Source organism: Mycolicibacterium stellerae (assembly GCF_003719305.1).
Taxonomy (GTDB): Bacteria; Actinomycetota; Actinomycetes; order Mycobacteriales; family Mycobacteriaceae; genus Mycobacterium; species Mycobacterium stellerae.
On record NZ_RARC01000001.1, the window covers coordinates 282,474 to 305,025 of the forward strand.

19 protein-coding genes are annotated in these 22,552 nt (G+C 68.3%); 11 read left to right on the forward strand and 8 right to left on the reverse strand.

Annotated elements, in window-relative coordinates; translation table 11 throughout:
- Positions 1–840 carry an SDR family oxidoreductase gene (locus D6M19_RS01365; protein WP_123023355.1) on the reverse strand — a complete coding sequence of 280 codons (840 nt, stop codon included), beginning with the start codon at positions 838–840 and terminating at the stop codon, positions 1–3.
- Between the two features lie 119 nt (positions 841–959).
- Here D6M19_RS01365 and D6M19_RS01370 point away from each other — a divergent pair, with 119 nt between their 5' ends.
- Together D6M19_RS01370 and D6M19_RS01375 are read left to right on the forward strand one after the other, a co-directional pair.
- Positions 960–2,309 carry an FAD-binding oxidoreductase gene (locus D6M19_RS01370; RefSeq protein ID WP_123023356.1) on the forward strand — a complete coding sequence of 450 codons (1,350 nt, stop codon included), beginning with the start codon at positions 960–962 and terminating at the stop codon, positions 2,307–2,309.
- Complete coding sequence (locus D6M19_RS01375; protein WP_123023357.1) at positions 2,306–3,136, forward strand: NmrA/HSCARG family protein; 831 nt, start codon at positions 2,306–2,308, stop codon at positions 3,134–3,136. Before D6M19_RS01370 ends, D6M19_RS01375 begins: the two co-directional genes overlap by 4 nt.
- On the opposite strand, the gene D6M19_RS01380 is transcribed toward D6M19_RS01375, so the two are convergent.
- Together D6M19_RS01380 and D6M19_RS01385 are read right to left on the reverse strand one after the other, a co-directional pair.
- Positions 3,130–3,711: a TetR/AcrR family transcriptional regulator gene (locus D6M19_RS01380; protein WP_164478279.1), complete on the reverse strand. Its 582-nt coding sequence runs from the start codon at positions 3,709–3,711 to the stop codon at positions 3,130–3,132. The two genes, D6M19_RS01375 and D6M19_RS01380, sit on opposite strands and share 7 nt — an antisense overlap.
- 55 nt (positions 3,712–3,766) lie before the next feature.
- Positions 3,767–4,600, reverse strand: a complete 834-nt coding sequence (locus tag D6M19_RS01385) for a class II fructose-bisphosphate aldolase (protein WP_123023359.1) — start codon at positions 4,598–4,600, stop codon at positions 3,767–3,769.
- 92 nt (positions 4,601–4,692) lie between these two features.
- Here D6M19_RS01385 and D6M19_RS01390 point away from each other — a divergent pair, with 92 nt between their 5' ends.
- The 6 genes from D6M19_RS01390 to rnhA are packed head-to-tail and all read left to right on the forward strand — an operon-like array spanning position 4,693 to position 9,970.
- Positions 4,693–6,015 (forward strand): FGGY-family carbohydrate kinase, encoded by a 1,323-nt coding sequence (locus D6M19_RS01390; RefSeq protein WP_123023360.1) that lies wholly within the window; start codon positions 4,693–4,695, stop codon positions 6,013–6,015.
- The gene (locus tag D6M19_RS01395; protein ID WP_123023361.1) at positions 6,012–6,797 is read left to right on the forward strand and encodes a DeoR/GlpR family DNA-binding transcription regulator; all 786 of its coding nucleotides are present in this window, start codon (positions 6,012–6,014) and stop codon (positions 6,795–6,797) included. Before D6M19_RS01390 ends, D6M19_RS01395 begins: the two co-directional genes overlap by 4 nt.
- On the forward strand, positions 6,794–7,747 hold the full coding sequence (gene pfkB, locus D6M19_RS01400) for a 1-phosphofructokinase (protein ID WP_164478280.1): 954 nt from the start codon (positions 6,794–6,796) through the stop codon (positions 7,745–7,747). The genes D6M19_RS01395 and pfkB overlap by 4 nt, the downstream gene beginning before the upstream one ends.
- A complete protein-coding gene (locus D6M19_RS01405) occupies positions 7,744–8,826 on the forward strand; it encodes an alcohol dehydrogenase catalytic domain-containing protein (RefSeq protein ID WP_123023362.1) in 1,083 nt (360 codons plus the stop codon). Before pfkB ends, D6M19_RS01405 begins: the two co-directional genes overlap by 4 nt.
- Positions 8,827–8,842: 16 nt before the next feature.
- Positions 8,843–9,478, forward strand: a complete 636-nt coding sequence (locus D6M19_RS01410; protein ID WP_123023363.1) for a VOC family protein — start codon at positions 8,843–8,845, stop codon at positions 9,476–9,478.
- A 36-nt stretch (positions 9,479–9,514) separates the two neighbouring features.
- On the forward strand, positions 9,515–9,970 hold the full coding sequence (rnhA, locus tag D6M19_RS01415; RefSeq protein ID WP_123023364.1) for a ribonuclease HI: 456 nt from the start codon (positions 9,515–9,517) through the stop codon (positions 9,968–9,970).
- Here the strand turns inward: rnhA and D6M19_RS01420 are convergent.
- Genes D6M19_RS01420 through D6M19_RS01430 form a run of 3 tightly spaced genes read right to left on the reverse strand, consistent with a single transcriptional unit; the run spans position 9,960 to position 13,823 of the window.
- Entirely contained in the window at positions 9,960–10,943 is a 984-nt protein-coding gene (locus tag D6M19_RS01420; RefSeq protein ID WP_123023365.1) for an FAD binding domain-containing protein, read from the reverse strand. The two genes, rnhA and D6M19_RS01420, sit on opposite strands and share 11 nt — an antisense overlap.
- Positions 10,940–11,521: a (2Fe-2S)-binding protein gene (locus D6M19_RS01425; RefSeq protein ID WP_123023366.1), complete on the reverse strand. Its 582-nt coding sequence runs from the start codon at positions 11,519–11,521 to the stop codon at positions 10,940–10,942. The genes D6M19_RS01420 and D6M19_RS01425 overlap by 4 nt, the downstream gene beginning before the upstream one ends.
- Entirely contained in the window at positions 11,511–13,823 is a 2,313-nt protein-coding gene (locus D6M19_RS01430) for a xanthine dehydrogenase family protein molybdopterin-binding subunit (protein WP_234834641.1), read from the reverse strand. Before D6M19_RS01430 ends, D6M19_RS01425 begins: the two co-directional genes overlap by 11 nt.
- A gap of 112 nt (positions 13,824–13,935) precedes the next feature.
- Here D6M19_RS01430 and D6M19_RS01435 point away from each other — a divergent pair, with 112 nt between their 5' ends.
- Positions 13,936–15,027, forward strand: coding sequence for an NADH:flavin oxidoreductase/NADH oxidase (locus D6M19_RS01435; protein ID WP_123023367.1), 1,092 nt, complete (start codon positions 13,936–13,938; stop codon positions 15,025–15,027).
- Between the two features lies 1 nt (position 15,028).
- Positions 15,029–16,228 (forward strand): FAD binding domain-containing protein, encoded by a 1,200-nt coding sequence (locus D6M19_RS01440; protein WP_123023368.1) that lies wholly within the window; start codon positions 15,029–15,031, stop codon positions 16,226–16,228.
- Here D6M19_RS01440 and D6M19_RS01445 read toward each other — a convergent pair.
- Together D6M19_RS01445 and D6M19_RS01450 are read right to left on the reverse strand one after the other, a co-directional pair.
- Positions 16,170–18,986, reverse strand: coding sequence for a helix-turn-helix transcriptional regulator (locus D6M19_RS01445; protein WP_164478281.1), 2,817 nt, complete (start codon positions 18,984–18,986; stop codon positions 16,170–16,172). The genes D6M19_RS01440 and D6M19_RS01445 overlap by 59 nt on opposite strands.
- A 114-nt stretch (positions 18,987–19,100) precedes the next feature.
- Positions 19,101–20,924: a helix-turn-helix domain-containing protein gene (locus tag D6M19_RS01450; RefSeq protein ID WP_234834642.1), complete on the reverse strand. Its 1,824-nt coding sequence runs from the start codon at positions 20,922–20,924 to the stop codon at positions 19,101–19,103.
- Between the two features lie 103 nt (positions 20,925–21,027).
- Between D6M19_RS01450 and D6M19_RS01455 the strand changes: the two genes are divergently transcribed.
- Positions 21,028–22,515: an aldehyde dehydrogenase gene (locus D6M19_RS01455; protein ID WP_123023371.1), complete on the forward strand. Its 1,488-nt coding sequence runs from the start codon at positions 21,028–21,030 to the stop codon at positions 22,513–22,515.
- The last annotated feature ends 37 nt before the right edge of the window (positions 22,516–22,552 follow it).

Below are 22,552 nucleotides of genomic sequence, written 5' to 3' on the forward strand. Positions count from 1 at the left end.
CTAACCGCTGTCGGCGGCCTGCCTCGCTCGCTCCTTCATCGAGGCGATCACGCCACCGTCGTTGAGGATGTCGGTGCCGGTGAGGTAGCCGGCTTTGTCGCTGGCGCAGAACGCCAGCAGGGCGGCCATCTCCTCGGGCTTACCCCAGCGCGGCACCGCGGCGTCGGCGACCATCGCGCCTGCCCCTGCGTCGGCCTCCAACTGACCCATTTCGGTGTCGACCGATCCGGGCGAGACGGACAGGATGCGCAGGCCCTTGCCGTTGAAGCGTTCGCACTGCGCGACGGGGTACCACCTCACGAAGCTCTTGCTCACCGCATACGCGATTCCCGATTGCAACTCCTCGGGCACGATGCTGCACGCCGCCAGCATGTCCTTCATGAAGGTGTCCTCGTCGTGCAGAGCCTGCGGGAATTGCTCTGTGGGAACCATGTTCTCGGGCAGCATGTGCGCAGCCATCGACGCCACGTTGACGATCGCGGCGCCCTCACCCGCGCCCTCGTAGAACGCCTCGTTGACATTGACCGTGCCGATCGCGTTGGTCCGCATGACGTAATCGGCGGAGCCCATGCTGGGGCTGACACCGGCGGTGTGGATCACCGAGGCGACCGTGCCGAGCGCGAACGCGGTTTCGAACAACCCGTCGACCGCCTTACGGTCGGTGACGTCGCAGTTGACGGCCTTGACGGTGACGCCTTGGCCGTCGAGCGTTTCCACCGCCTGGTCGAGGCGGTCCTGCCGGACGTCGCAGAGGACGAGGGTGTGGTCGCGCCCGATGACCTTCGCCGTCGCAAGACCCATCCCGCCTGCACCACCGGTGATCACCGACACATTGCTCATGGCGCCTGATGCTAATCCGTCAGCCCTCGCCGACCCGCGCTAGGTTTATCCGGAATAATTCGTCCGGATAGCGGGTAGTAGTCACCAGAAGACCTTCCGCCGACCAAGGGGAGCACCCGATGACACCCGGCTCTGGACTCGTTCTGGCCGAACCCGGCAGCACGGCGTACACCGCCGCGACGCAGCCGCACAACTCGACTTCGGCACAACACCCGCGGCTCGTCGCCCGCATTTCCGACGCTGCGACAGGAGCTGACGCGGTCGAATACGCACGCACGACCGCCTTGAAAATCGTGCCGCAGGCCACCGGCCACGGCGTCAGCGGCAACATCGGAGACGACTCGTTGTTGGTGGATACCTCGGCTCTAGCCCAAGTCGTCGTCGACGCGCGGTCGCAGACGGCACGGGTCGGTGCGGGCGCAGTGTGGAGTTCGATCAACCGCGAATGCGAAAAGCACGGTCTGCTCGGCGCAGCGGGATCGGCGCCGGATGTCGGCGTGGCCGGATATACGTTCGGCGGCGGGGTCGGTTGGCTCGCGCCAACACACGGACTGGCCGCGGGCACACTGCGATCGGTCACGTATGTGGATGGATCGGGCCGGATACGCGTGGCCTCCGACGAGGCTGCCGACGACGTCGATCGCGAAGCGATTTGGGCATTTCGTGGCGCGGGCGGCGTAGGCCTGGCCCTCGAGCTCACCTTTGACGTGTTCCCCGTCGACCAGCCACTCGCCGGCTACATGTTATGGCCGGCCAATCAGCTGTCCGCCGTGATCACCGCGTGGCAGAACGCCATTCGCACCGACGACACCACCGTCGCGACCAGCCTTTCCGTCCTGCACACTCAAGACGCTCCGCCCATCCCGGAATCGCTACGCAATTCTGTGGTCGTCCACCTGGCCGCAGCGGCGCCCTTCGGCGCGGAGTCGGCAGCGTCGTTCCGCGCGGCGATGGCGCAGGCCCCACGACCGGTGGTCGACACATGGGGACCGGCGAACGCCGACGTACTAGCGGCCATCCATCTCGATCCTCCACCCGGGATTCCGGCACTGGGGACCGGTCGGTGGCTCGACGAGAAAGCGTTAACCGCTGCACACGACATCCTGGCCGCAGCGGTGACATCGAAAACCGTCTTGATGACCGAATTGCGCAACGTCGGCTCGCAGCCACCACTCCGCCACGGCGCACTGACCAGTGCGCCCGCGCCGTTCCTGCTCCATGCCGTCGGAGCCGCGCCCGTACCGACAAGGCGCGCAGCGGTTCTGGCCGGACTGGCTGACATTCGCGAGTCGGCCGCCACCGCCGATATCGGCCACGATGCGGCGTCATTCGCCGAGGGTATGGCCGGACAACGGGATGCGCTGCCTGCCGATGCGTGGCTGCGCCTGCAGAACGTCCGTACAGCGGTCGACCCCGAGGGGTTGTTCGCACAGACCCGATTCAACACAGCAGAAGGGACTCAACCATGACCATCACGGTGATAGGTGCTACCGGGCAACAGGGCTCGGCGGTGATCGACGCATTGATCGACCGCAACGCGTCGGTGCGTGCGGTGACCAGAAACCCACACAGCGACAACGCAACGAAACTGTCGCAGCGTGGCGTCGAGGTCGTTGCCGCCGATCTCAACGACGTCGCATCGGTACGTGATGCGCTTGACGGAGCGCAGTCGGCATTCGCCATGACAACGTACGACGGACCGGCAGGGACGGAAGGTGAAATCGGCCAGGGCCGAACCATCGCAGAAGCCGTCAAGTCCGCAGGTGTGTCACGCTTCGTCTACAGCTCCGTCGGCGGTGCCGAACGGCACACCGGCATACCTCATTTCGAGAGCAAGGCGCGCATAGAGGAGTTCCTGCTCGGAGCGGGACGGGTGAAATTCGTGCGACCGACGTTCTTCATGGAGAACTTCGCGCGCCTGATCCGCCGGGACGATGACCGTGTGATGGTGGCCATGCCGCTACCCGACGGTGTTCCGCTGCAGATGATCTCGGTGCGCGACATCGGGAAGGTCGCTGCGGCACTGCTGCTCGATGAGGCTTCCTCCATCCAAGCGGTCGAGATCGCCGGTGACGAACTGACCGGCTCGCAGATCGCCGAACGTGTCGGCGCCCATCTCGGGCTGCCAGCTGCTTATAAGGAAGCCCCCCTGGACGTCCTCGGCGAAGACGAGGACCGTAAAAAGATGTTTCAGTGGTTCACTCGGAGGCCCGCGTATCAGGCCGACTTCGATGCCACCAGGCAGTTGGTCCCGGACGTCGAGGATTTCGCGACCTGGTTGCGGCAGAATTACTGACGACGGATGCCGCGCACGAAGATTCGCACGTGGCGTGTCGCGGCATCGGCCCATCGGGGCTCGCTCGGCAACGGCAGGCCAATCATGGCGCCACATGCGATGACATCGAACTCGGTCACATCGTCGCGCACAGACTTATCGGCCTTTCCGCGGTCGAGGATCTCTTCGACGCCGCGATAGATCTGCGCGCGCGCCTTCAGCGCATCGGCATCGGTCAGGGGGTCGGCGCCCCGCAGCGGCAACACGAGCCGCTCGTCGAGACGCACACACTCCAGCAGATAGCTTTCGATGGCGTCGGCGCCGGCGAGGTCGGACGACTTGAGTCGCTCGATCACCTCCAGCAGCAACTCGTAGGCGCGCCGTTGCAGCGCCTGAACCAACGCCGCCCGATTGGGAAAACTGCGGTACAGCGTCCCCACCCCGACTCCAGCCGACGCCGCGATCTCAGCCATCGGCACGCTATCGCCACGTTCGCCGATCATCCGAGCGGCGATGGTGAGCACCTTCTCGCGGTTCAGAATCGCATCGCGACGTACCGCGCGCCGCCGCGCGGTACGCGGCACACCCGCGTCCATCCGCAAAGTGTCCCACGTCAACTCGACCAAACTGTCTTGTGACAGCTGGTGACCGTCAATCGATCGCACCGAGCACGGCCGTCACCGCATCGGCGATGGCGTTGCGCGCCGGAGCGAGGTATTTTCGCGGGTCCGTCACCGTGTCGTCGGACGCCAGGTAGTCGCGCACGGCCGCAGTGAACTGGACATTGAGCAGGGTTCCGATGTTGATCTTGGTGATGCCTGCACTCACGGCCTTGCGAAGCTCTTCGTCGGCGACACCAGAGGAGCCGTGAAGCACCAGCGGCACAGGCACCGCCGACCGCAGCTGTGCGATGAGATCGAAGTCCAACGATGCGGTCCGCTCCGACATGGCGTGGGAGCTGCCGACCGCGACCGCAAGAGCGTCGACGCCGGTGGCGGCGACGAACGCGGCGGCCTCCGCAGGGTCGGTGCGCACACCTGGCGCGTGCGCTCCGTCCTTTCCGCCGACCTCGCCCAGTTCGGCTTCGAGGAACATGCCCCGTTGGTGAGCCCATTCCGCGGCGACCTTGGTGGCTGCGACATTGGCGGCGTAGTCGAGTTTGGCCGCGTCGAACATCGCCGAGCTGATGCCGGCTTCGGCGCCGGCATGCAGGAGCTTCTCGGCCTCGATGTGGTCGAGGTGCACCGACGCGGGGATGGCGGCCGCCGTGGCGACCGCCGTTGTGGCGGCGGCGATCGGCGCCAGCCGGCCGTGGTGAAACTTGACCGCGTTTTCGCTCAACTGCAGGATCACCGGCCGATTGGCCTTTTCGGCACCCGCGACGATCGCCTCCGCGTACTCCAGGGTGATGACGTTGAAGGCCAGCACTCCCGTGCCCGACCGATAGGCGTCCGCGACCAGGTCAGCGGTCCGAGCGAGAGGCATCAAAGTCCTTCCTGTCGCTTGACAACGCTCCAACGAAATACAACTGTATCCATCAGATTCCAAATCACAATATGTTGTGGCCAAGGAGCGGCATGCACGGCACCCTGTTCGTCGGCCTCGACGTCGGGACCACCACAAGCAAGGCCGTGGTGTTCACCCAGGACGGCGATCCGGTCGCGTCAGGGCGCGCCGCCACTCCATGGACGGTGACGACCTCGCGCGCCGAACTCGATGCGACGGCCCTGCTCGAGGCGGCCAAATCCGCGGTAGCCGAAGCGTTGGCCGACTGTCCTGCCGGTGCGATAGGCGGACTGGGAGTGGCAAGCCTGGCCGAATCCGGCGTGCTGCTCGACCGACACGGCGAGCCCGTTGCTCCCGTCATCGCCTGGCACGACACCCGCGACCACGCCGAGCTGGCGGCGCTGGGTGAAACCGTTGGCGCACACACCTTCTCGGCCACCACCGGCCTACCCTTCCGACAGCAGTGGTCGCTGACGAAGCACCGGTGGCTGATGGACAATGTGCCAACGGCGCGCACCGCAGTTCGCCGACTCAACGTCGCGGAATGGATCGTGCGTGGCTTCGGGGGGGAGGAGGCCACCGAGCAATCGCTCGCCTCCCGAACCGGATGGCTGCGCCTGGCGCAACGCGACTGGTGGACGGACACGCTGGCGTGGTCAGGAGCCAACCAGTCGTTGATGCCGCCGCTGGTGACGGCCGGGACGCCGCTGGGCCGGGTCGGAGCCGAAACCGGGCCACCGAGGTTGGCCGGAGCGGTGCTCACCGTTGCAGGCCACGATCACCAGGCTGCCGTTGTCGGCGCCGGTGCCGACGGACCCGGCGACGAGCTCGATTCCTGCGGTACCGCTGAAGCGCTGGTCCGGACCATCGCGCCGGGCCTCTCCCCCGACGTCATCGCCGACCTCGCGAACGCGGGCATCACCACCGGCTGGCATGCGGTCGCCGACCATTGGTGCCTGCTCGGCGCAACGCAGGGCGGCCTTGCGCTGCAACGCATCCTCGCGCTGCTCGGAAAGGACAGCACCGACCTAGGGGCCCTCGACGCTGACGCGATCGCGTTGCCCATGCCCGAGATGCGGGTTTGCGCACCGGCATTCGGACGACTGGACATCTTGGGCGTCAGCGACGACGCCAGTCCCGCCGCTCTGTGGCGCGCAGCCCTCGAATCGGTCACCGAGCAGGCCGCCGAAATTCATGACGCAATGAGCGCCGTCAGCGGGCCGCACCGCACATTGGTGGTCACCGGTGGCTGGTCACGCAGTGACGGGCTCATCGCCGTCAAGCGGCGTCGCTTCGGACAACTGGTGCAGGCCGACGTCAGCGAGGCGGGTGCACGCGGCGCGGCGCTGCTGGCCGCCAAGGCAGCTGCCGCCGACTCGCCGGCGGTGTCATGACCGACAACGTCGAGACCCGCGCCCCGTATGCCGACCAACGCAAGAACCACATCATCGGCCGCCTGCGCAGCAGCGGCCGAATCGACGCGCTGGAAGTCGCCGAATCCCTTGGCGTGACCGGGGAAACGATCCGCAAGGACCTCATTTCGCTGGAGCGCCAGGGTCTGCTGCGCCGCGTGCACGGCGGCGCAGTGCCCGTTCAATCGCTGGCCTTCGAGCCGTCGGTCGAGACTCGAACGCAATTCTCCTCGCAGAAGATCCGCATCGCGAAGGCCGCGCTCAACCATCTGCCCGACCAAGGGTCGGTTCTCATCGACGCCGGATCTACCACCGCCAAGCTGGTCGAGCTGTTCCCAGGCGATCGCGACCTGACCGTCTACACCAACGCTGTCCCCGTGGCGATGTCGTTGCTGACTCGACCACGGCTCACCGTGTTCACCCTCGGTGGGCGGCTGCGCAACGTGACCTTCGCCGAGGTCGGCGACTGGGCGGCGCGGGCGCTCGCCGAGATCAACGTCGACGTCGCCTTCCTCGGCACCAACGGGATCTCGATCGAACGGGGCCTGACCACTCCCGACCCCGCCGAGGCGGCCGTCAAGCGACTGATGCTGGGCTGTGCCGCAAAACGGGTCCTGCTGGCCGACCACAGCAAGTTCGGGTTCGTGAAGGGCACCAAGCACGGCGACCTGGACGACATCGACGTGCTGATCAGCGATACCGGCCTCGACGAGGATCACTACGCGCAATTGCGCGCTGCCGGAATCGAAGTGGAGCGAGCGTGATCGTCACGATCACGCCTAACCCGAGCGTGGACCGTACCGTGCTGATCGACGACATCGTGCTCGGTTCGGTCAACCGCAGCCAACGCAGCTGGAGCGAACCAAGCGGCAAGGGCGTCAACGTCGCCCTCGCGCTGCATGCACACGAGGTGCCCGCGCGAGCCGTTGTGACGGCAGGCGGTTCGGTTGGCGCGCAGTTGCAGCAGATGCTCGGCACCGCGGGGCTTGACATCGTCGTCGTTCCGATCGCGGGCGAGATCCGCAGCAACATCAGCCTCACCCAACCCAACGGTTCCGTCACCAAAATCAACGAGCCGGGTCCCAGCCTCAGCGAGGAGGAGACCGATCGGCTATTTCGCGCTGTCGCAGAGCACATGCGCGGCGCAGCTTGGCTGGTCTGCGCAGGCAGCCTGCCCGCAGGCTTACCACCGAACTGGTACGGCGAAATCGTCGAACTCGGGCACCGAACCGGCGTGCCTGTCGCCGTCGACACCTCCGGGCAGGCGTTGACCGAAAGTCTTTCCGCGGGACCAGATCTGGTGAAGCCGAACGTGCACGAACTCGCCGAACTGACCGGCCGGGTGCCGGAGACTCTCGGTGAGGTCATCGACGCGGCGCATGAGGTACGCCGTCGCGGCGCCCACACCGTGCTGGCCAGCCTCGGCGGGGACGGTGCGATCCTCGTCGATGCCACCGGAGCCGTGTGGGGTCAGGCGCCGGTCGACAAGGTGGTGAGCACCGTCGGGGCAGGAGACGCCATGCTGGCCGGTTATCTGAGCTGTCCGCAGGGCCGAACCGAAGCGCTGGCCACCGCCCTGCAGTGGGCCGCCGCCGCGGTCCAGAACGAGGGAACGCTGTTCTCGCCCAACGCGTCTCGCGCGCAGGTGACGATCAGGGCCGCCTTCGACATGTCCCGCCCGCTGAACGACGGCACGACGAGGAGGTTCGGATGAGTTCGACCATGCAGGCCGTCGTGATACACGGCCGCGAGGACTACCGCCTCGAGCGGATTCCGGTGCCGGTTCCCGGACCCGGCGAGGCGCTGGTCAAGGTGGCTGCCGTCGGCATCTGCGCCAGCGACCTCAAATGCTTCCACGGGGCGCCCATGTATTGGGGCGACGGGCCAATCCCGCCCAACGTCGACCTGCTGGTCACGCCGGGGCACGAGTTCGTCGGCGAGATCGTCGCGATCGACGACCTCGGTCGGCAGCGGTGGGGTGTGGACACCGGCGATCGCGTGGTGGCAGAACAGATCGTTCCGTGCTGGAAGTGCCGGTTCTGTCGGCGCGGCCAGTACTGGATGTGCGCGCCGCACAACATCTTCGGTTTCCGCCGCCGCGTCAACGGGGCGATGGCGGAGTACATGATCTATCCCGCGGACGCCATCGTGCACAAGGTGTCGCGCGATATCCCCGCCGCGCATGCGGCGTTCGCCGAGCCGCTCTCGTGCGCACTGCACGCCGTAGAACGCGCATCTATCACCTTCGGTGACGTCGTCGTGGTCGCCGGCTGCGGTCCGATCGGCCTGGGCATGATCGTGGGGGCGCGCGCGAAGAGTCCGGCGCACGTGATCGCGTTGGACCAGATACCGGCGAAGCTCGACCTGGCCGCTGCGTGCGGGGCCGACATCGCCCTCAACGTCGACAGCGACGACGTCGAATCCGTTGTGCGTGACCTGACCGAGGGCTACGGCGCCGACGTCTACCTCGACGCCACGGGGCATCCGTCGGCGGTCCCCCAGGGGCTGAACCTGTTGCGCAAGTTGGGCCGCTACGTCGAATACGGCGTCTTCGCGGCACCGGTCACCGTCGATTGGACGGTCATCAGTGACGTCAAGGAACTCGACGTGCTCGGCGCGCACCTCGGCCCGTACTGCTGGCCGACGGCCATCTCGATGATCGAAGCGAACGCCCTGCCGCTGGATCGGATTTGCAGCCATCAGCTTCCGCTGCATGAGTTCCGCGCCGGAATCGACCTCGTGGGCCGCGGCGCTGAATCCGTCAAGGTCAGCCTGCTGCCCACCGTCGACTGACCGCCGAGGAGAGTCAATGACCGTCACCGTCGGCGGGCTCGAGGTCGCCGATCCAGCGGACGCGTGGACGCGAGCCGGGTTCAGCGTCGACTCCGATGCCGTTTGCCGGGTCGGCGGCGTTCGAATCCGGCTGGCGGCGACATTTAACACCGGCACGGGCATCGTCGGCTGGTCGTTGCGCGGGCTGCCGACCGACGACCCGCCCGATGACCTCGACGGCATCGCGACGACGAGATCGGTCGCGGATGGTGTCGCACCCGCCACTCACGCCAACGGCGTCACCGCGATCGACCACGTGGTGCTGTTGTCACCTGACCTGAATCGGACAGTCGACGCGCTGGCCGCGGTCGGCGTGACGCCGCGCAGGGAGCGCGACGCAGAACTCGGCGGACGGCCGATCCGGCAGATCTTCTTCCGGTTCGGGGAGGTGGTCATCGAGGCCGTCGGATCCCCGGAGACGGCAAGCGAGGGTCCGTCCACGCTCTGGGGGATCACCTACCTCGTGGCCGACATCGACGCGACTGCCGCGTTCTTCGGAGACCGCGCCACACCGGTCAAAGATGCGGTGCAACCCGGCCGCCGAATCACCACGCTGCGACATCACGACCTCGGCATGTCGGTACGGACGGCGATGATCTCGGCGCGTCGCTGAGCCTGCTGCCCGACGCCGGTGCCTATTCTCGGCGCCATGGGCACCGACGTCGTAGTCATCCACACCGACGGCGGGTGCAGGCCAAACCCCGGCCCCGGCGGCTGGGGGGCGGTGCTGCGTCTGCGTGAGCATGTTCGCGAGATGTGCGGTGGCGACTCCGGCGAGACAAGCAACAACCGGATGGAGTTGACCGCGCCGATCATGGCGCTCGAGGCGCTCACCCGACCCGTGGTGGTGCACCTCTACACCGACAGCACCTATGTCCGCAACGGCATCACGAAGTGGGTGCTCGGCTGGGAACGCAACGGCTGGAAAACCGCCGCACGGCAGCCGGTGAAGAACGTCGACCTCTGGCAGCGGCTGCAGGCGGCATGCGCGCGGCACCAGGTCGAGTGGTTTTGGGTGAAGGGGCACTCGGGCGTCGCCGACAACGAGTTGGCCGACGAACTCGCGACGCGCGGGTTGCTGGAAGCGCTCGGCGTCAGCGGCTGACGGCCGCCAACGTGAGCGCCCTGACCACGCCGTGGCGGCCGAGGTCGACCTTGAACTCGTTCTGGCGCAGCGGTTCGGCGCCCGCCATCGCCAACTGCGCCGCGGTGTGGAATGCCTCAGCGGTGGGCCGCTTCCCGACCAGGCTGGCCTCGGCGTCGGGTGGTCGCCACGGGGCAGCAGCCACCCCGCCCAGCGCGAGGGCGGCCGACGCGATCACGCCGTCGACGATGCGCAGCCCGGCCGCGACGGAAACAAGGGCGAACGCGTAGCTGTGCCGGTCACGGACCTTCAAATACCAGGAATGGTCGCAGAATTCAGACGCGGGTAATTCGATCCCGAGGATCAGCTCACCGGGCCGCAGCGTGTTGTCGACCTCGGGGGTGTGGCCGGGCAGGGCGAAGAACGAGTCGATCGGGATGGCGCGCCTTCCCGTGGAATCCTGCACGTGCACGACGGCATCCAGAATCGCCAGCGCCACCGCCATGTCCGAAGGATGTATCGCCACGCACTCGGCACTGGCCCCGAAGATGGCGTGTTCACGGTTGAACCCGTCCTTGGCCGCGCACCCGCTTCCGGGGTCGCGCTTGTTGCACGCCGAGAACGTCGGCGCCATGAAGTAGGGACATCTGGTGCGCTGCAACAGGTTTCCGCCCGTGGTGGCCATGTTGCGCAGCTGTGTGGTCGCCCCGCTCAGGATCGCGTGCGACAGCACCGGGTACTGGGTGCGGATCAGTGGGTGGTTGGCCAGCGCGCTGTTGCTCACACCCGCCTCGACGAACACGCCGCCGGTGTCGGTCGAGGTGATGGACGTCAGCCCCAGCCGTCGGAGATCGATCAGCGCCGATGGCCGTTCGACGCCGCTCTTCATCAGATCGATGAGATTCGTTCCGCCTGCCAGATACTTCGCCCCGGTGGCGGCAGCGTCGATGGCGTCCTCGACGCTGGCGGCGTGCCTGAAGTCGAAGGTCTTCACGGGCTGCGCTGTTCTGCCACGGACTCGATGGCCTCGACGATGTTGGCGTAGGCACCGCACCGGCAGATGTTGCCTGCCATGCGTTCTCGGATCTCGGGCCCGCTCAGCCGCGTGCATCCGCCGATCACGTCGGCGCGGGTGCCGTCGAAGGTGGCCGTGCTCAGATCACCGCGCTGGTACTCCTCGAGCATCGCACGCGCCGACGAGATCTGCCCCGGCGTGCAGTAACCGCATTGGAGTCCGTCGCAGTCGAGGAAGGCCTGCTGCACCGGGTGAAGCTCCGCACCGGCGGCAATCCCTTCGATGGTCAGCACGTCGGATCCGTCGATGGAAGCGGCCAGGGTCAGGCAGCTCACCACCCGCTCGTCGTCCACCGACACGGTGCAGGCGCCGCACAGCCCGTGATCGCAGCCCTTCTTGGTGCCCGTCAGGCGCAGTCGTTCGCGGAGCACGTCCAGCAGCGTCGCTCGGACGTCGATCGTGACGGTGTGGCGCTGGCCGTTGATGCGCAGCTGCACGACATGGTCTGGGGCGCAGCCGGATTCGGCGCCGGATGGTGCGATGGAGCTAGTGCTCATGGCTGGGTTCCTGCCACTGGTAGGGGGTCATCAGGTGTTCCAAGGTGATCGGCAGGTCACGCAGCCGCTTACCGGTGGCGTGGTGGATGGCGTTGGCGATTGCGGCGGGTACCCCGCAGGTGCCGATCTCGCCGATGCCTCGCACGCCGATCGGATCGAGCCCGTAGTCGGGATCATCGATGAAGGAGATGTCGAATTCGGGGCGGTCGGCGTGCGTGGGCAGGTAGTACTCGCCGATCGGAAGGGCCGTCGCCTCGTCGTACGGAATCTGTTCGAGCAGTGCCATTCCGAGCCCGAAGGTGATGCCGCCCATCACCTGGTTGCGGGCCAGTTTGGGGTTGAGCACCCGGCCGCAGTCCATGACAGCTACCCAACGGACGACGCTGGCCCGCCCGATCTGTTCGTCGACCTCGACCTCGCAGAAGTGTGCACCGAAGGACTGAAAGGCCTGCGCGCTCTGGGCCCCCGCATCGCTGCTGACCTCGAAGCTCAGCCGTTCGCGGTATGCGCCTGGAGCACTGCCTGCAACGTCCACCAGCGCGGGGTCGGCTCCGAAGTGATCCGAGTCGCGGTCTTCGACGAGCGCGGCGACGAAGCGGCGCCGCCATTCGGTGGCGGCGGCGAAGACGGCGGACCCGACGGTCGCCGTGGTCTGCGATGCGCCACTGTAGGGAGCCTCGGGGAACAGCGAGTCACCGGACAAGAAACTCACCCGCTCCATCGGAAGGCCGGTGACGTCGGCGGCGACTTGCGTCATCACGGTGCGTACTCCGGTGCCGACTTCATGTGTGGCCGAGGCGAATTGCACACGGCCGTCGGCGTCGGTCACGACGCGGCAGCCTGCGGGCATCCGTCGGCCGGGATAGGTCGCGGTGGCCATGCCCCAGCCGACCTGGACGCCGTTGCGCCGCATCGAGCGGGCCGCCGGCGGCCGGTTCCGCCAGCCGAAGCGCTGCGCACCGACCTCGTAGCACTGCAGGAGGTGTTTGCCCGACCAAGGTTTGCCGCCGGCCTGATCGACGTCGGCGTGGTTGCGGATCCGCAGCTCGAGCGGATCGACGCCCACCCGCTCGGCGAGTTCGTCGACGGCTACCTCCAGCGCGAACAACCCGGGCGCCTCGCCGGGACCGCGCATGAAACATGGTGTGGGAGCATTGATTCGGGCCGTCCGATGGGACACTTCCAGATGCGGGGATTCGTAGAGGAACCTGGTGGAAAGCCCGGCGGGTTCGCAGAAGTGGGCGACGGTCGAGGTCTCGGTCAGGGTGTGGTGCTCGGTGCTGCGAATACGGCCGGTGGCGTCGGCGACCAGGGTGAGGTCTTGTTCGGTGCGGGGACGGTGACCGGTCGAGGTGAACATCTGGTCGCGGGTGAGCACGAGCTTGACCGGGCGACCCACCGCCCTTGCGGCCACCGCGCACAACACGACGTGCATCCACAGGAAGCTCTTGGCCCCGAAGGCGCCACCCACCAGCGGAGACAGGATGTGCACCTGATCCTCCGACATTCCGAAATAGCCGGCCAACGCCTTTCGTTCGCCTGCGATCCACCGCGTGCTGTCGTGGATGGTGAGCTCATCGCCATCCCACTGCGCGATCGTCGCCGACAACTCGATCGGATAGTGCGCATTCATCGGCGTGGTGTAGTGCGCATCGACGCGGCTCACGACGGCTTCCGGTCCGGGTGGCGCACCGCGGCGGTCTTGCAGTTTCTCCTCCGCCAGTTTCACGAAGTGGTCGGGAAGATAGCTGCCGTGCCGGATCTGGCCGTCCTTCTCGTCGGGCGCCTGCGGCTGGGCCAGCACTGCTCGGGCGTTCAGCGCAGCCGGGGCAGGCGTGTAGTCCATGGCGAACAGTGACGCCGAATCGGTGGCGTTCTCGAGCGTGTCGGCCACCACCACGGCCATGTGCTGGCCGACGTGCTGGACGGTCAGATCCGATAGCGGCGGCCGTCGCTCCAGCGGCAGGTCGAACGTCAAGTCCTGCGGTAACGGCTGAAGCACGAAACAATTCAGCGGGGTCAGCACGTGCAACACCCCCGGCGCCTGGCAGACCCGGTCGGCGCTGGCGCGCAGCGACTCCTCGGTGACGCTGCCGTTGGCGATCTCGGACTGCACCAGTACCGCGTGGACGAGTCCGGGCACGTCGACGTCGGCGGTGTAGCGGGCCTCGCCGGTCACCTTCTCGACCCCTTCGACGCGGTTGACCGGTTGTCCCACGCTGTCCGACGACGTCGGCATGCTCGCGGCCCCCTCCCGTTTGCCGACCTGTTCCATGGTGACCGGCGCGCGTCGTGGCGTCATCAGTCATGTGACTGATGACGGCGCCCAGCCCGAGGTCGACACTAGAGCCACGCACCGGCGGTGCCCATTGTTGCCAGCCGGAATCGCCGAGTTACCACCAGGAGGCCGGGCCGTGCCACATCTGTTCTCACCGCTGACGTTGCGTGAGGTCACCTTCGCCCACCGGGCGTGGATGTCGCCGATGATGCAATTCGCCGCCGTGCCGACCGGTCCCGATACCGGCACCCCCACCGACTGGCATCTGCAGCACCTCGGGTCCCGCGCGGTGGCAGGCGCCGCACTGGTCATGGTCGAGGCCACCGCCGTCGACCCCGCGGGCCGCAGCAGCCATCACGACCTCGGGCTCTGGAACGAACGCCAGGCACTGTCGTTTCGCCGCATCACCGACTTCCTCAAGGCCCAGGGCACCGTGCCAGGAATTCAGCTCGTGCATGCCGGGCGCAAGGGTTCCACCGGCGTCCCGTGGCCCGACGACACGCGGCCGCCGCATGAGGACTGGACAACCGTCGGGCCCAGCGACGTACCGTTCGGCAGGCTGCCCTCACCCACCCAGCTCGACGCCGACGGCATCGCGGCCACCGTCGATGCGTTCGCCGCGGCGGCCAGGCGCGCCGCAGCGGCCGGGTTCCAGACCCTAGAGATCCACGGTGCGCACGGCTATCTCATCCACCAGTTCCTCTCCCCGCACTCCAACCACCGCCACGACGAATACGGCGGCCCGTTGGAACACCGCATGCGTTTCGCCCTCGAGGTCGTCGAAGCGGTGCGGGCCAACTGGCCCGACGAGCTGCCGCTGTTCTTCCGCGTCTCGGCGACCGACTGGCTGGCAGGCGACACCGACGACGAGCGGCCCGGCTGGACACTGGCCGACACCGTCGAACTGGCCGGTCGGCTCAAACGGCTCGGCGTCGATCTGATCGACGTGTCCTCGGGTGGGTCGGCCCCCGACGCCGCAATCCCCGTCGGGCCCAGCTATCAGGTCCCGTTCTCGGCCAGAGTCCGCAAGGAGATCGAAATACCAACTGCCGCAGTGGGACTCATTACCGATCCCGAGCAGGCCGACGCCATCATCACCGACGGGGAGGCCGACGCGGTGTTCTTGGCCCGCGCGCTGCTGCGCAACCCGGCCTGGATCCGGCAAGCCGCCGACCAACTCGGCCGACACCTCGCCCACCCGGTGCGCTACGCGCGGGCGTTCAGCTGACGTGCGCACCCTCGTCATCGGCGGGTCGCTTGGCGGCCTGGCCGCGGCTCACGAAATGCGTTTCGCCGGAGCCGACGTCACCGTCTACGAGCGATCCGTCGATCGCACCCAACCGCGCGGCGCGGGCATCGTCATGCAGCCAGAGGTGGCCGACCTACTCGGGCGGCTCGGCAGGTCGGTGTCCTCGGTCAGCGTCGCATTGTCCGAGCGCCAGCACCTTCACCGCCGTGGCGAGCCCGAGCGGTATTCGGCACCGCAGTGGATGACGGCGTGGGACACGCTCTACCACGCGTTGCGGGAACCGATCGCGTGCATGCGGATGGACAGCACCTTGACCGGGCTGAGCCGAGACGCGGGAGGCGTGACCGCGACCTTCGGCGACGGACCCGCCGCGGTCGGGGACTTCGTGGTCGGGGCCGACGGAATCGGCTCCGCCACAAGGCGACTGCTGACCGGGCGCGACGAGCTGCGCTACCCCGGATACGTCGCCTTCCGTGGGCTGGAGCCCGAAGCCGACGTGCCCGAGCACCTCGTCGGACTGCTCGCCGAGCGGTTCACCATGTTCGCCGTGCCGGGGCTGCAGATGTTGTGTTACCTGGTGCCAGGGGCCGCAGGCGAACGGGCAGCGGGTCAGCGCAGGGTGAACTGGGTCTGGTACGTCAACACCGCGCAAGCCCGGCTGGACCAGCTGTTGACCGGGCGCGGCGGCCAACGGTTCGACCAGTTCCTTCCGCCGGGCGAGTTGACCGACCGTTCGCAGTCCGCGCTGCTCGAGCTCGCCGAGTGTGAGCTTCCGCGGCCGTTCGTCGAACTGCTGGAGGCATCGCGGGTCTTCCTGCAGCCGGTATTCGACCTACCCCCCACGCGGATGGTGACCGACCACGTCGCGTTGATCGGTGACGCAGCGGGCACGGTACGTCCCCATACCGCCTCGGGGACGTCCAAGGCCTTCGGCGACGCCGCCGGACTGGCCGCCGCGCTTGCCGACTGGCGGCCCGGACGCGCACTGCCGTTGGCCGCGCTGCACTCCTGGCAACGCGCTCGACTGGCTGCGCTGCGGGCCATCGCCGACGCAGGCGTCCGGCTGGCCAGCAGGTCCGGACTGGGCGCCACGGGCCCGCAGTACCTGCGCCCCGACGCCGCTACCGGACCGCTACCGGTTCCTGACGACCCAACACGCGCAGTTCGTGACGCCTGCTGATGCCCAGTTTCGGATACACCTGATACAGATGCGATCCGATCGTGCGAGGGGACAGGTTGAGGCGGTCACCGATCTGGCGGTTGGTCAACCCCGAGGCGGCCAGCATCGCGATCTGTCGCTGCTGAGCGGTCAACGCGTCGAACGCGTCGGATGCGGGCGCCGATGCCGCAGAGATCCCGGCGGCCCGCAACTCGGCATTCGCGATCTCGGCAAGCGGCAATGCGCCAAGGCGTTGGAAGACATCGAGCGCCGCCGTCAACAGGGTGCGCGCTTCGGCGGCGCGGCGAGCCCGACGCAGCCACTCCCCGTAGTGCAGGCGGGCGCGGGCCCGTTCCAACGGCCAGTCGTCGCCCGCCGGATCGAGGCAGGCCAGCCGGTGATGCCGTTCGGCCTCTTGCGGGGTCGCGGCGACCAGCGCCATTGCCTGATGCCGCAGCAGAGCCAGCCGGACCGGCGGATCCGAACCCAGCTGCGCCGCGATCGCGGCGATCAGCGGCCGGGTCTCATCCGTTCGGCCGCTGCGGGCCGCTGACCACGCCAGGTCGGCGATGGCACGGTAGGACACCACAAAGTGCGCCGGCCTGCCCTCGGTGCCGAACATCTGCCGAAACCCGTGATGGGCGGTCTCGAAGTCGCCGACGCACACCGCCCGCCAGGCCGCGGCGCGCGTGAGTGCGACCTCGGTGGCGCGGGAGTCGCCGGCAGGCGACGACTCGCGGCGGGCCCGGTCCAGGGCATGCTGGGCACCCTGCCGATCGCCTCGGTAGGCCAAGAGCTGCGCTCGGCAGGCCCACGTTTCGGTGTCCAACAGCCGAAGCTGTGCGATGGCGGGCACCGCTGCGGTCTCGTCGAGCAGCTTCGACAGCGTGGTCCAGCGCCCGGTGTCCAGCAGCGCCCACGCAAGCGGCGCCATCGCGTAGCTGAAGCCGCGCTGGCCGCGCTGGGTGAGCAGTTCGATCGCCTTGGTGAGGTCCCTGGCGGCAGGCACGCTGTCTTCGGTCACGTAGGCCGCCAACCCGGCGACCAGCCTGCGGTACGGCTCGACCGCGGCCGGTCCGGGCTGCGTCAAACGCTCGTCAAGGCCGGCGGGTCGACCGTGCCCGGCATCGGGAATGTCGGCGTACAGCCGGATGTAGGCGCGCTGCAGGTCGGCCGAACCCGGGGGAAACGGAGCCGGGCGGTGCGATGTCGTGCTCGGCTGGCGGGCCGCTCGGGCAAGCCAGCGGTGCAGCAGCCGTCGATGGCTGGGCTCGCCGGAGTAGTAGGACGCCGACGCCGCGAGGCAACCCAGGTCGAGTACGAGGTTGCCCTGCGGGGTCGTCGGATCGTCCAGCACCGTCTGGATCAGGCTGATCGTCTCCACGGGATGTGCCGACTGCAGAAGGATCGACGCCTGGGTCAGTGCGGCGTGCCCCCGCACGTCCGCGTCGTCGGTGCCGTGCGCGGCGCGCTCGCTGAGCGCCAGCGCCCACGCGGGATCTCCTGCGAAGTTGGCCGCGGCGGCGGCCAGCCCGTACCGCCGGGCCTCGTCGTCGCGGCCGGGGCTCAGTTCGGCCGCACGCTGCAACCGGCGGGCGGCTTCCAGGTGTCCACCCGTGGCGGACGCCGCCGCCTCCTCGAGCGCGGCGGCCGTGGGTTCGTCGGGGTCCGACCTGGCCGCCGCGGTGTGCCAGGCGCGAAGGTGCGGATCCAGCCGCGGAGTCACGGCCAGCGCTTGATGGGTGGCGCAACGCCGCTGCAGGGTGCCGTCGGCGTAGGCCGCGGTCCGGATCAGGGGATGATCGAACCGCACGCGACGGTCGTCGGTGACGGTCAGCAGACCGGCCGACGTGGCGGGCTCCCACCGGGCGAGGTCGTCGCCGAAACCCGCCGCTTCGGTGATGGCGTCGATCGACTCGTGGCCAGTACCTGCGGCGGCGTGGTGCACCAGCGTGCGGCAGTCGGGCGGCAGGTCGGCCAGCCGGCCGACGAACTGCCCGAAAGCACCGCCTGGACCCGCGATGCCCTGGATGGGAAACGTCGTCGCCCCGCTGCGACCACACGCGCGGGCGGACTCGATCAAGGCAAGCGGATTGCCTTCCGCCCATCGAATCAGCTCGCCGCGCACGCTGAGTCCGGGCGGCCGGGGCTGGGCGTCGAGCAAGAGGGCGGCGCTGTGGTCCGGCAGCGGCGGCACCTCGACCATCTGTACCGTGCGGTCCAATCCGCGTGGCAGGTCGTTGCGTCGGGCGGTCAGCAGCGCCCTTGCGGGCATGCTGAACAACCTGTCGATGACGTAGGCCAGGGCGTCGCGTGAAGGCTCATCGGCCGCGTCGACGTCGTCGACCGCCAGCAGTATCGGCGTCGTCCTGGCCGCCGCGTCGAACAGTGCCAGCACGGCCTGGTGGACCACGACGGGGCCCCGCCCGCTCGCCGTCGCGGCCGGGCCGAGCACCTCGGAGACGGTGTTGCGCAGCGGCAAAGGCAAAGCTTCGGCGAAATCGACGATGGGCCACATCAATTGGCTCAACAGCCCGTATGGCTGCGTGGTAGCGGCGGCACCGCCCGCGGCGAAGAGCACACGGAACTCCCCTTCGGGCACCGATGCCATCGCGTTGCGCAGCAGAGTGGACTTGCCGATACCGATGGGGCCGAGCAACGCGCATGCCGTCGGTGCACCTGCCGCCCCGGTTGCGACGCCGACGGTCGCCTCGATCAACTCGTCGCGACCGATGATCGGGCCCGCGGCGTCTGGTCCGGTCGGAATCGGGGTGCTCACCTCTGTGAGTGTCACCTTGCCAGCGGCTCACCTCAATGTCGGCGAACACATACCCCTATGGGAACTATGTGCCAGCAGACATGCAGCCGGGTGTGCTACCTCCGTCGGCGCGCATCAGCGCCACACAGACGCCACGTCCTGGACGGTCAACGCCGCACTGAACTGCACGGCGACCGCCGGATCGGCGAGATCGACGTGGCACAGCGCCTCGATGCGACGCAGGCGCTGCGTGACGGTATTGGGGTGGACGTGCAGGGCGGCCGCCGCTGCGCTGCGGTCGAGCTTGCCCGCGAAGTAGGTGCGCAACGTCGCGACCAGCTCGGTGTGATGGGCTTCGTCGTAGGAAAGCAGTGGACCTAGCGTGCGGTCGGCGAACGACACCAGAAGGGCAGAGTCGTCGAGTTGCAGCAGCAATCCGATGACGCCCAAGTCTTCCAGTCGCACAACGGTATTCGTCCGCCCGGCGTGCACCGCGATGTCGAGCGCCCCCTTGGCTGCCCGGTAGGCCTCGCCGTAGTTGGCGGCACTACGCGGCGAAACCGCCACCGTTGCGGTCGCGGCGGTCGAGGCCGAGGCCATCGCGCGTTGTACCAGCGCCGCCGCCGAGTCCGCCTGCTCGGCAGCGTCGCCCGGCTCACGGGCGGTCCGTTCGTCCTCGATGGGCCACATCGTGACGATGTTGCCGCGGTACATCGCCGTCAGCGGGCGCGGCCGATGGGGCGCGACGAGTTCCGAGACCAGTGCAAGCGACCGCTGATAGAGCCGACCTTCGGCCGATTCGCCTTCTGCGCTGAGAGCGCCGACGATCGCGGCGTGCGGTCGCGTCAGATCATGGCCGAGGCGCTGTGCCCGCCGCACCAACTGCCCGGGTATCACCGGGCCGCTGCCGAGCAGCTCGGCGAGCAGCTCGCCGCGCAGCCGGTGTTCCACCTCGGCCGCGGTGCGCATGCGCAACAACTCCAGCGAGGTGACGATGGACGCGTGCTCGACGGCTCGCACGCCGACGTCGTCGAGCGATGTTTGCCTGTGGGGGAACCAGATTCGGGCCGCAGCCTCGTCGCCGAGCCTGGCCACGGAGACGAAGAACTGCGTGGCGTCGTCGACGTCGGAGCCCACAAGCACCGGCGCCGACGACTCCGAAAGTTCCACCACGGCCCCTGCGCGCCACTGCGCGTCGGGCAACTCGCCGCGGTCGCCCGCCGCCGCGAGGACGGCGAGGCTGGTGTCGTCGATAAGCACCGGTCGGGCGATCAGTTCGGTGAGCACCGCGGCGATACCGCTGAGTCCGCCCGACCGCAGCGTCACCGCAAGGAACCGGTCGTGAATCTCTGCCGAACGGGTCAGCGCGTCGCGTTGCTCGCGAAGCGACTCGTTGAGACGGCGGAGTTGCTCGAGCCGGCTCGCCGATGTCAACGCGATGGCGGCGTGATTGGCCAGCAGAGTCAGTCGCTCGATCTCGAAGCCGGTGAAGGTGTGCGCGGATGCGTAATAGCCGTTGAGGATGCCGAGCACCTCGTCGCCCGCCACCAACGGAACACAGACGATCGCGCGGTATCCCTGCTCCCGGGCGACCCCGCCCCATGGCAGGAACTCCGGTTCGAGGTTGATGTCGCGCAGCGCAACGGGCCGCCCGGTGCGGAACGCTCGACTCGACGGCGAGCCGCTGTTCAGGCCGATCGGGCGATCGCTGTTGACCCGGGCCACGTAGTCGGCAGACAGCCCGCTCCAGCCGGTGATGAGCAGGTCCTGCACGGCTTCATCGGGGGTCAGCACGCCGACGAAGTCGAATCCCAGCAGGGTGCGGGCGGTCTCGGCGACCAGGTCGAGGACGTGTTGGAGCTCGGTCGCCGACGTGGACACCGTGCTGAGCTCCCGCAGCGCAGCCAGCCATGTCACCAACTCCGAACCCACCCGGCCGCCGCGGGCTACTGAGGCCACATCCCAAGAATGCCACCTCGAGTGTCTACGGGTACACAAGACGAGGCGAATGGTGTCGCGAGCGACATTGAGCGGACCCCCGCGGTGTGACGACACTCATAGCATGACCCAGACCGTCAACCACATCACCAGGGCGGACGAGGCGCCGCGGATCTCCCGCACCATCGTCAACCCGGCGACCGGAGCCCCGATCCAGACCGTGCCCGAGCAAGGCGCCGCCGGAATCGATGCGGCGGTGGCCACCGCGTTGACCGCATTCCGGTCCGGGCCATGGCCGGCGATGGTCCGCAGCGAGCGCGCCCGGCTGCTGTTGCGCATCGCCGACGCGATCGAAGCCGCATCCGAGCGGCTCTACACCCTCGAAGCGCTCAACAACGGTCGACCCATCACCGAGACCCGGGCCCAGCTGTCGCGGGTGCCGGAGTGGTTCCGCTACAACGCGGGCCTGCTGGCCGCGCAGCGCCAGGCCGTGCTGCCCGGCGACGGGCCGTACCTGACGTACCAGCAGCGGCTCCCGCTGGGCGTCTGCGGCATCATCACCCCGTTCAACCATCCCCTGCTCATCCTCGCCCGCAGCGTGTCCGCGGCCCTGGCCAACGGCAACACCGTCGTGGTCAAGCCGTCCGAGCTGACCCCGCTGAGCACCCTCGCGCTGGCCGACATCATGTCGGAGGCCGGCCTGCCCGACGGCGTGGTCAACGTCGTCACCGGCGCCCGCGAGGCCGGCGCCCGACTGACCCAGCATCCCGACGTCGCCAAGATCACCCTGACCGGCGGCACCGAGGCCGGCCGGGCCGCCGCGCAGGCCACCGCGGCCCGATTCGCCCGCGTGACAGCCGAACTCGGCGGCAAGACCCCGGTGATCGTCTTCGACGACGTGGACCCGGTAGACGCCGCCGAGGGCGCCGCGTTCGCCGCTTTCGTGGCCGCAGGCCAATCCTGTGTCGCCGGTTCACGATTCCTCGTGCAACGCCGGAGCTACGACGCGTTCGTCACGGCGCTGTCCGATCGTGCAAGGGCCATCCGGATCGGCGATCCCAGCCTGCCCGATACCCAGATGGGTCCACTGATCAGCGCTCGGCAGCGCGACAAGGTGCGCGAGCTGATCGCTACGGGAGTCACCGAAGGCGCCCGCCTTGCCGCAGGCGGAACCGTGCCCGATCTACCAAAGTCATTGCAGGACGGCTTCTTTCTGCAACCCACGGTGCTCGCCGACGCCACCATCGACATGACGGTGGCCAAGGAGGAGATCTTCGGACCCGTCGCGGTTGTCATCCCCTTCGATGACGAGGAGGAGGCCGTCTCGATGGCCAACGACAACCGGTACGGGCTTGGCGCCGGGGTCTGGACGCTCGACATCGGGCGGGCACACCGCGTGGCCTCTCGCATCGTCGCCGGAATGGTCTGGATCAACGACCACCACCGGCTGGAACCGTCGCTGCCGTGGGGTGGGGTCAAGGAATCCGGAATCGGCAAGGACGCGGGCAGCGAGTCCTTCGACGACTTCTCCTGGATCAAGACCGTGGTGGCACGCACCGCCGCCGAAGCCGTCGATTGGTACGGCGGGCGTGAACAGGGCCGGCTGAACTGATGCGTTCGGCCCGGCCCACTACAGAGGAAGGCAACTC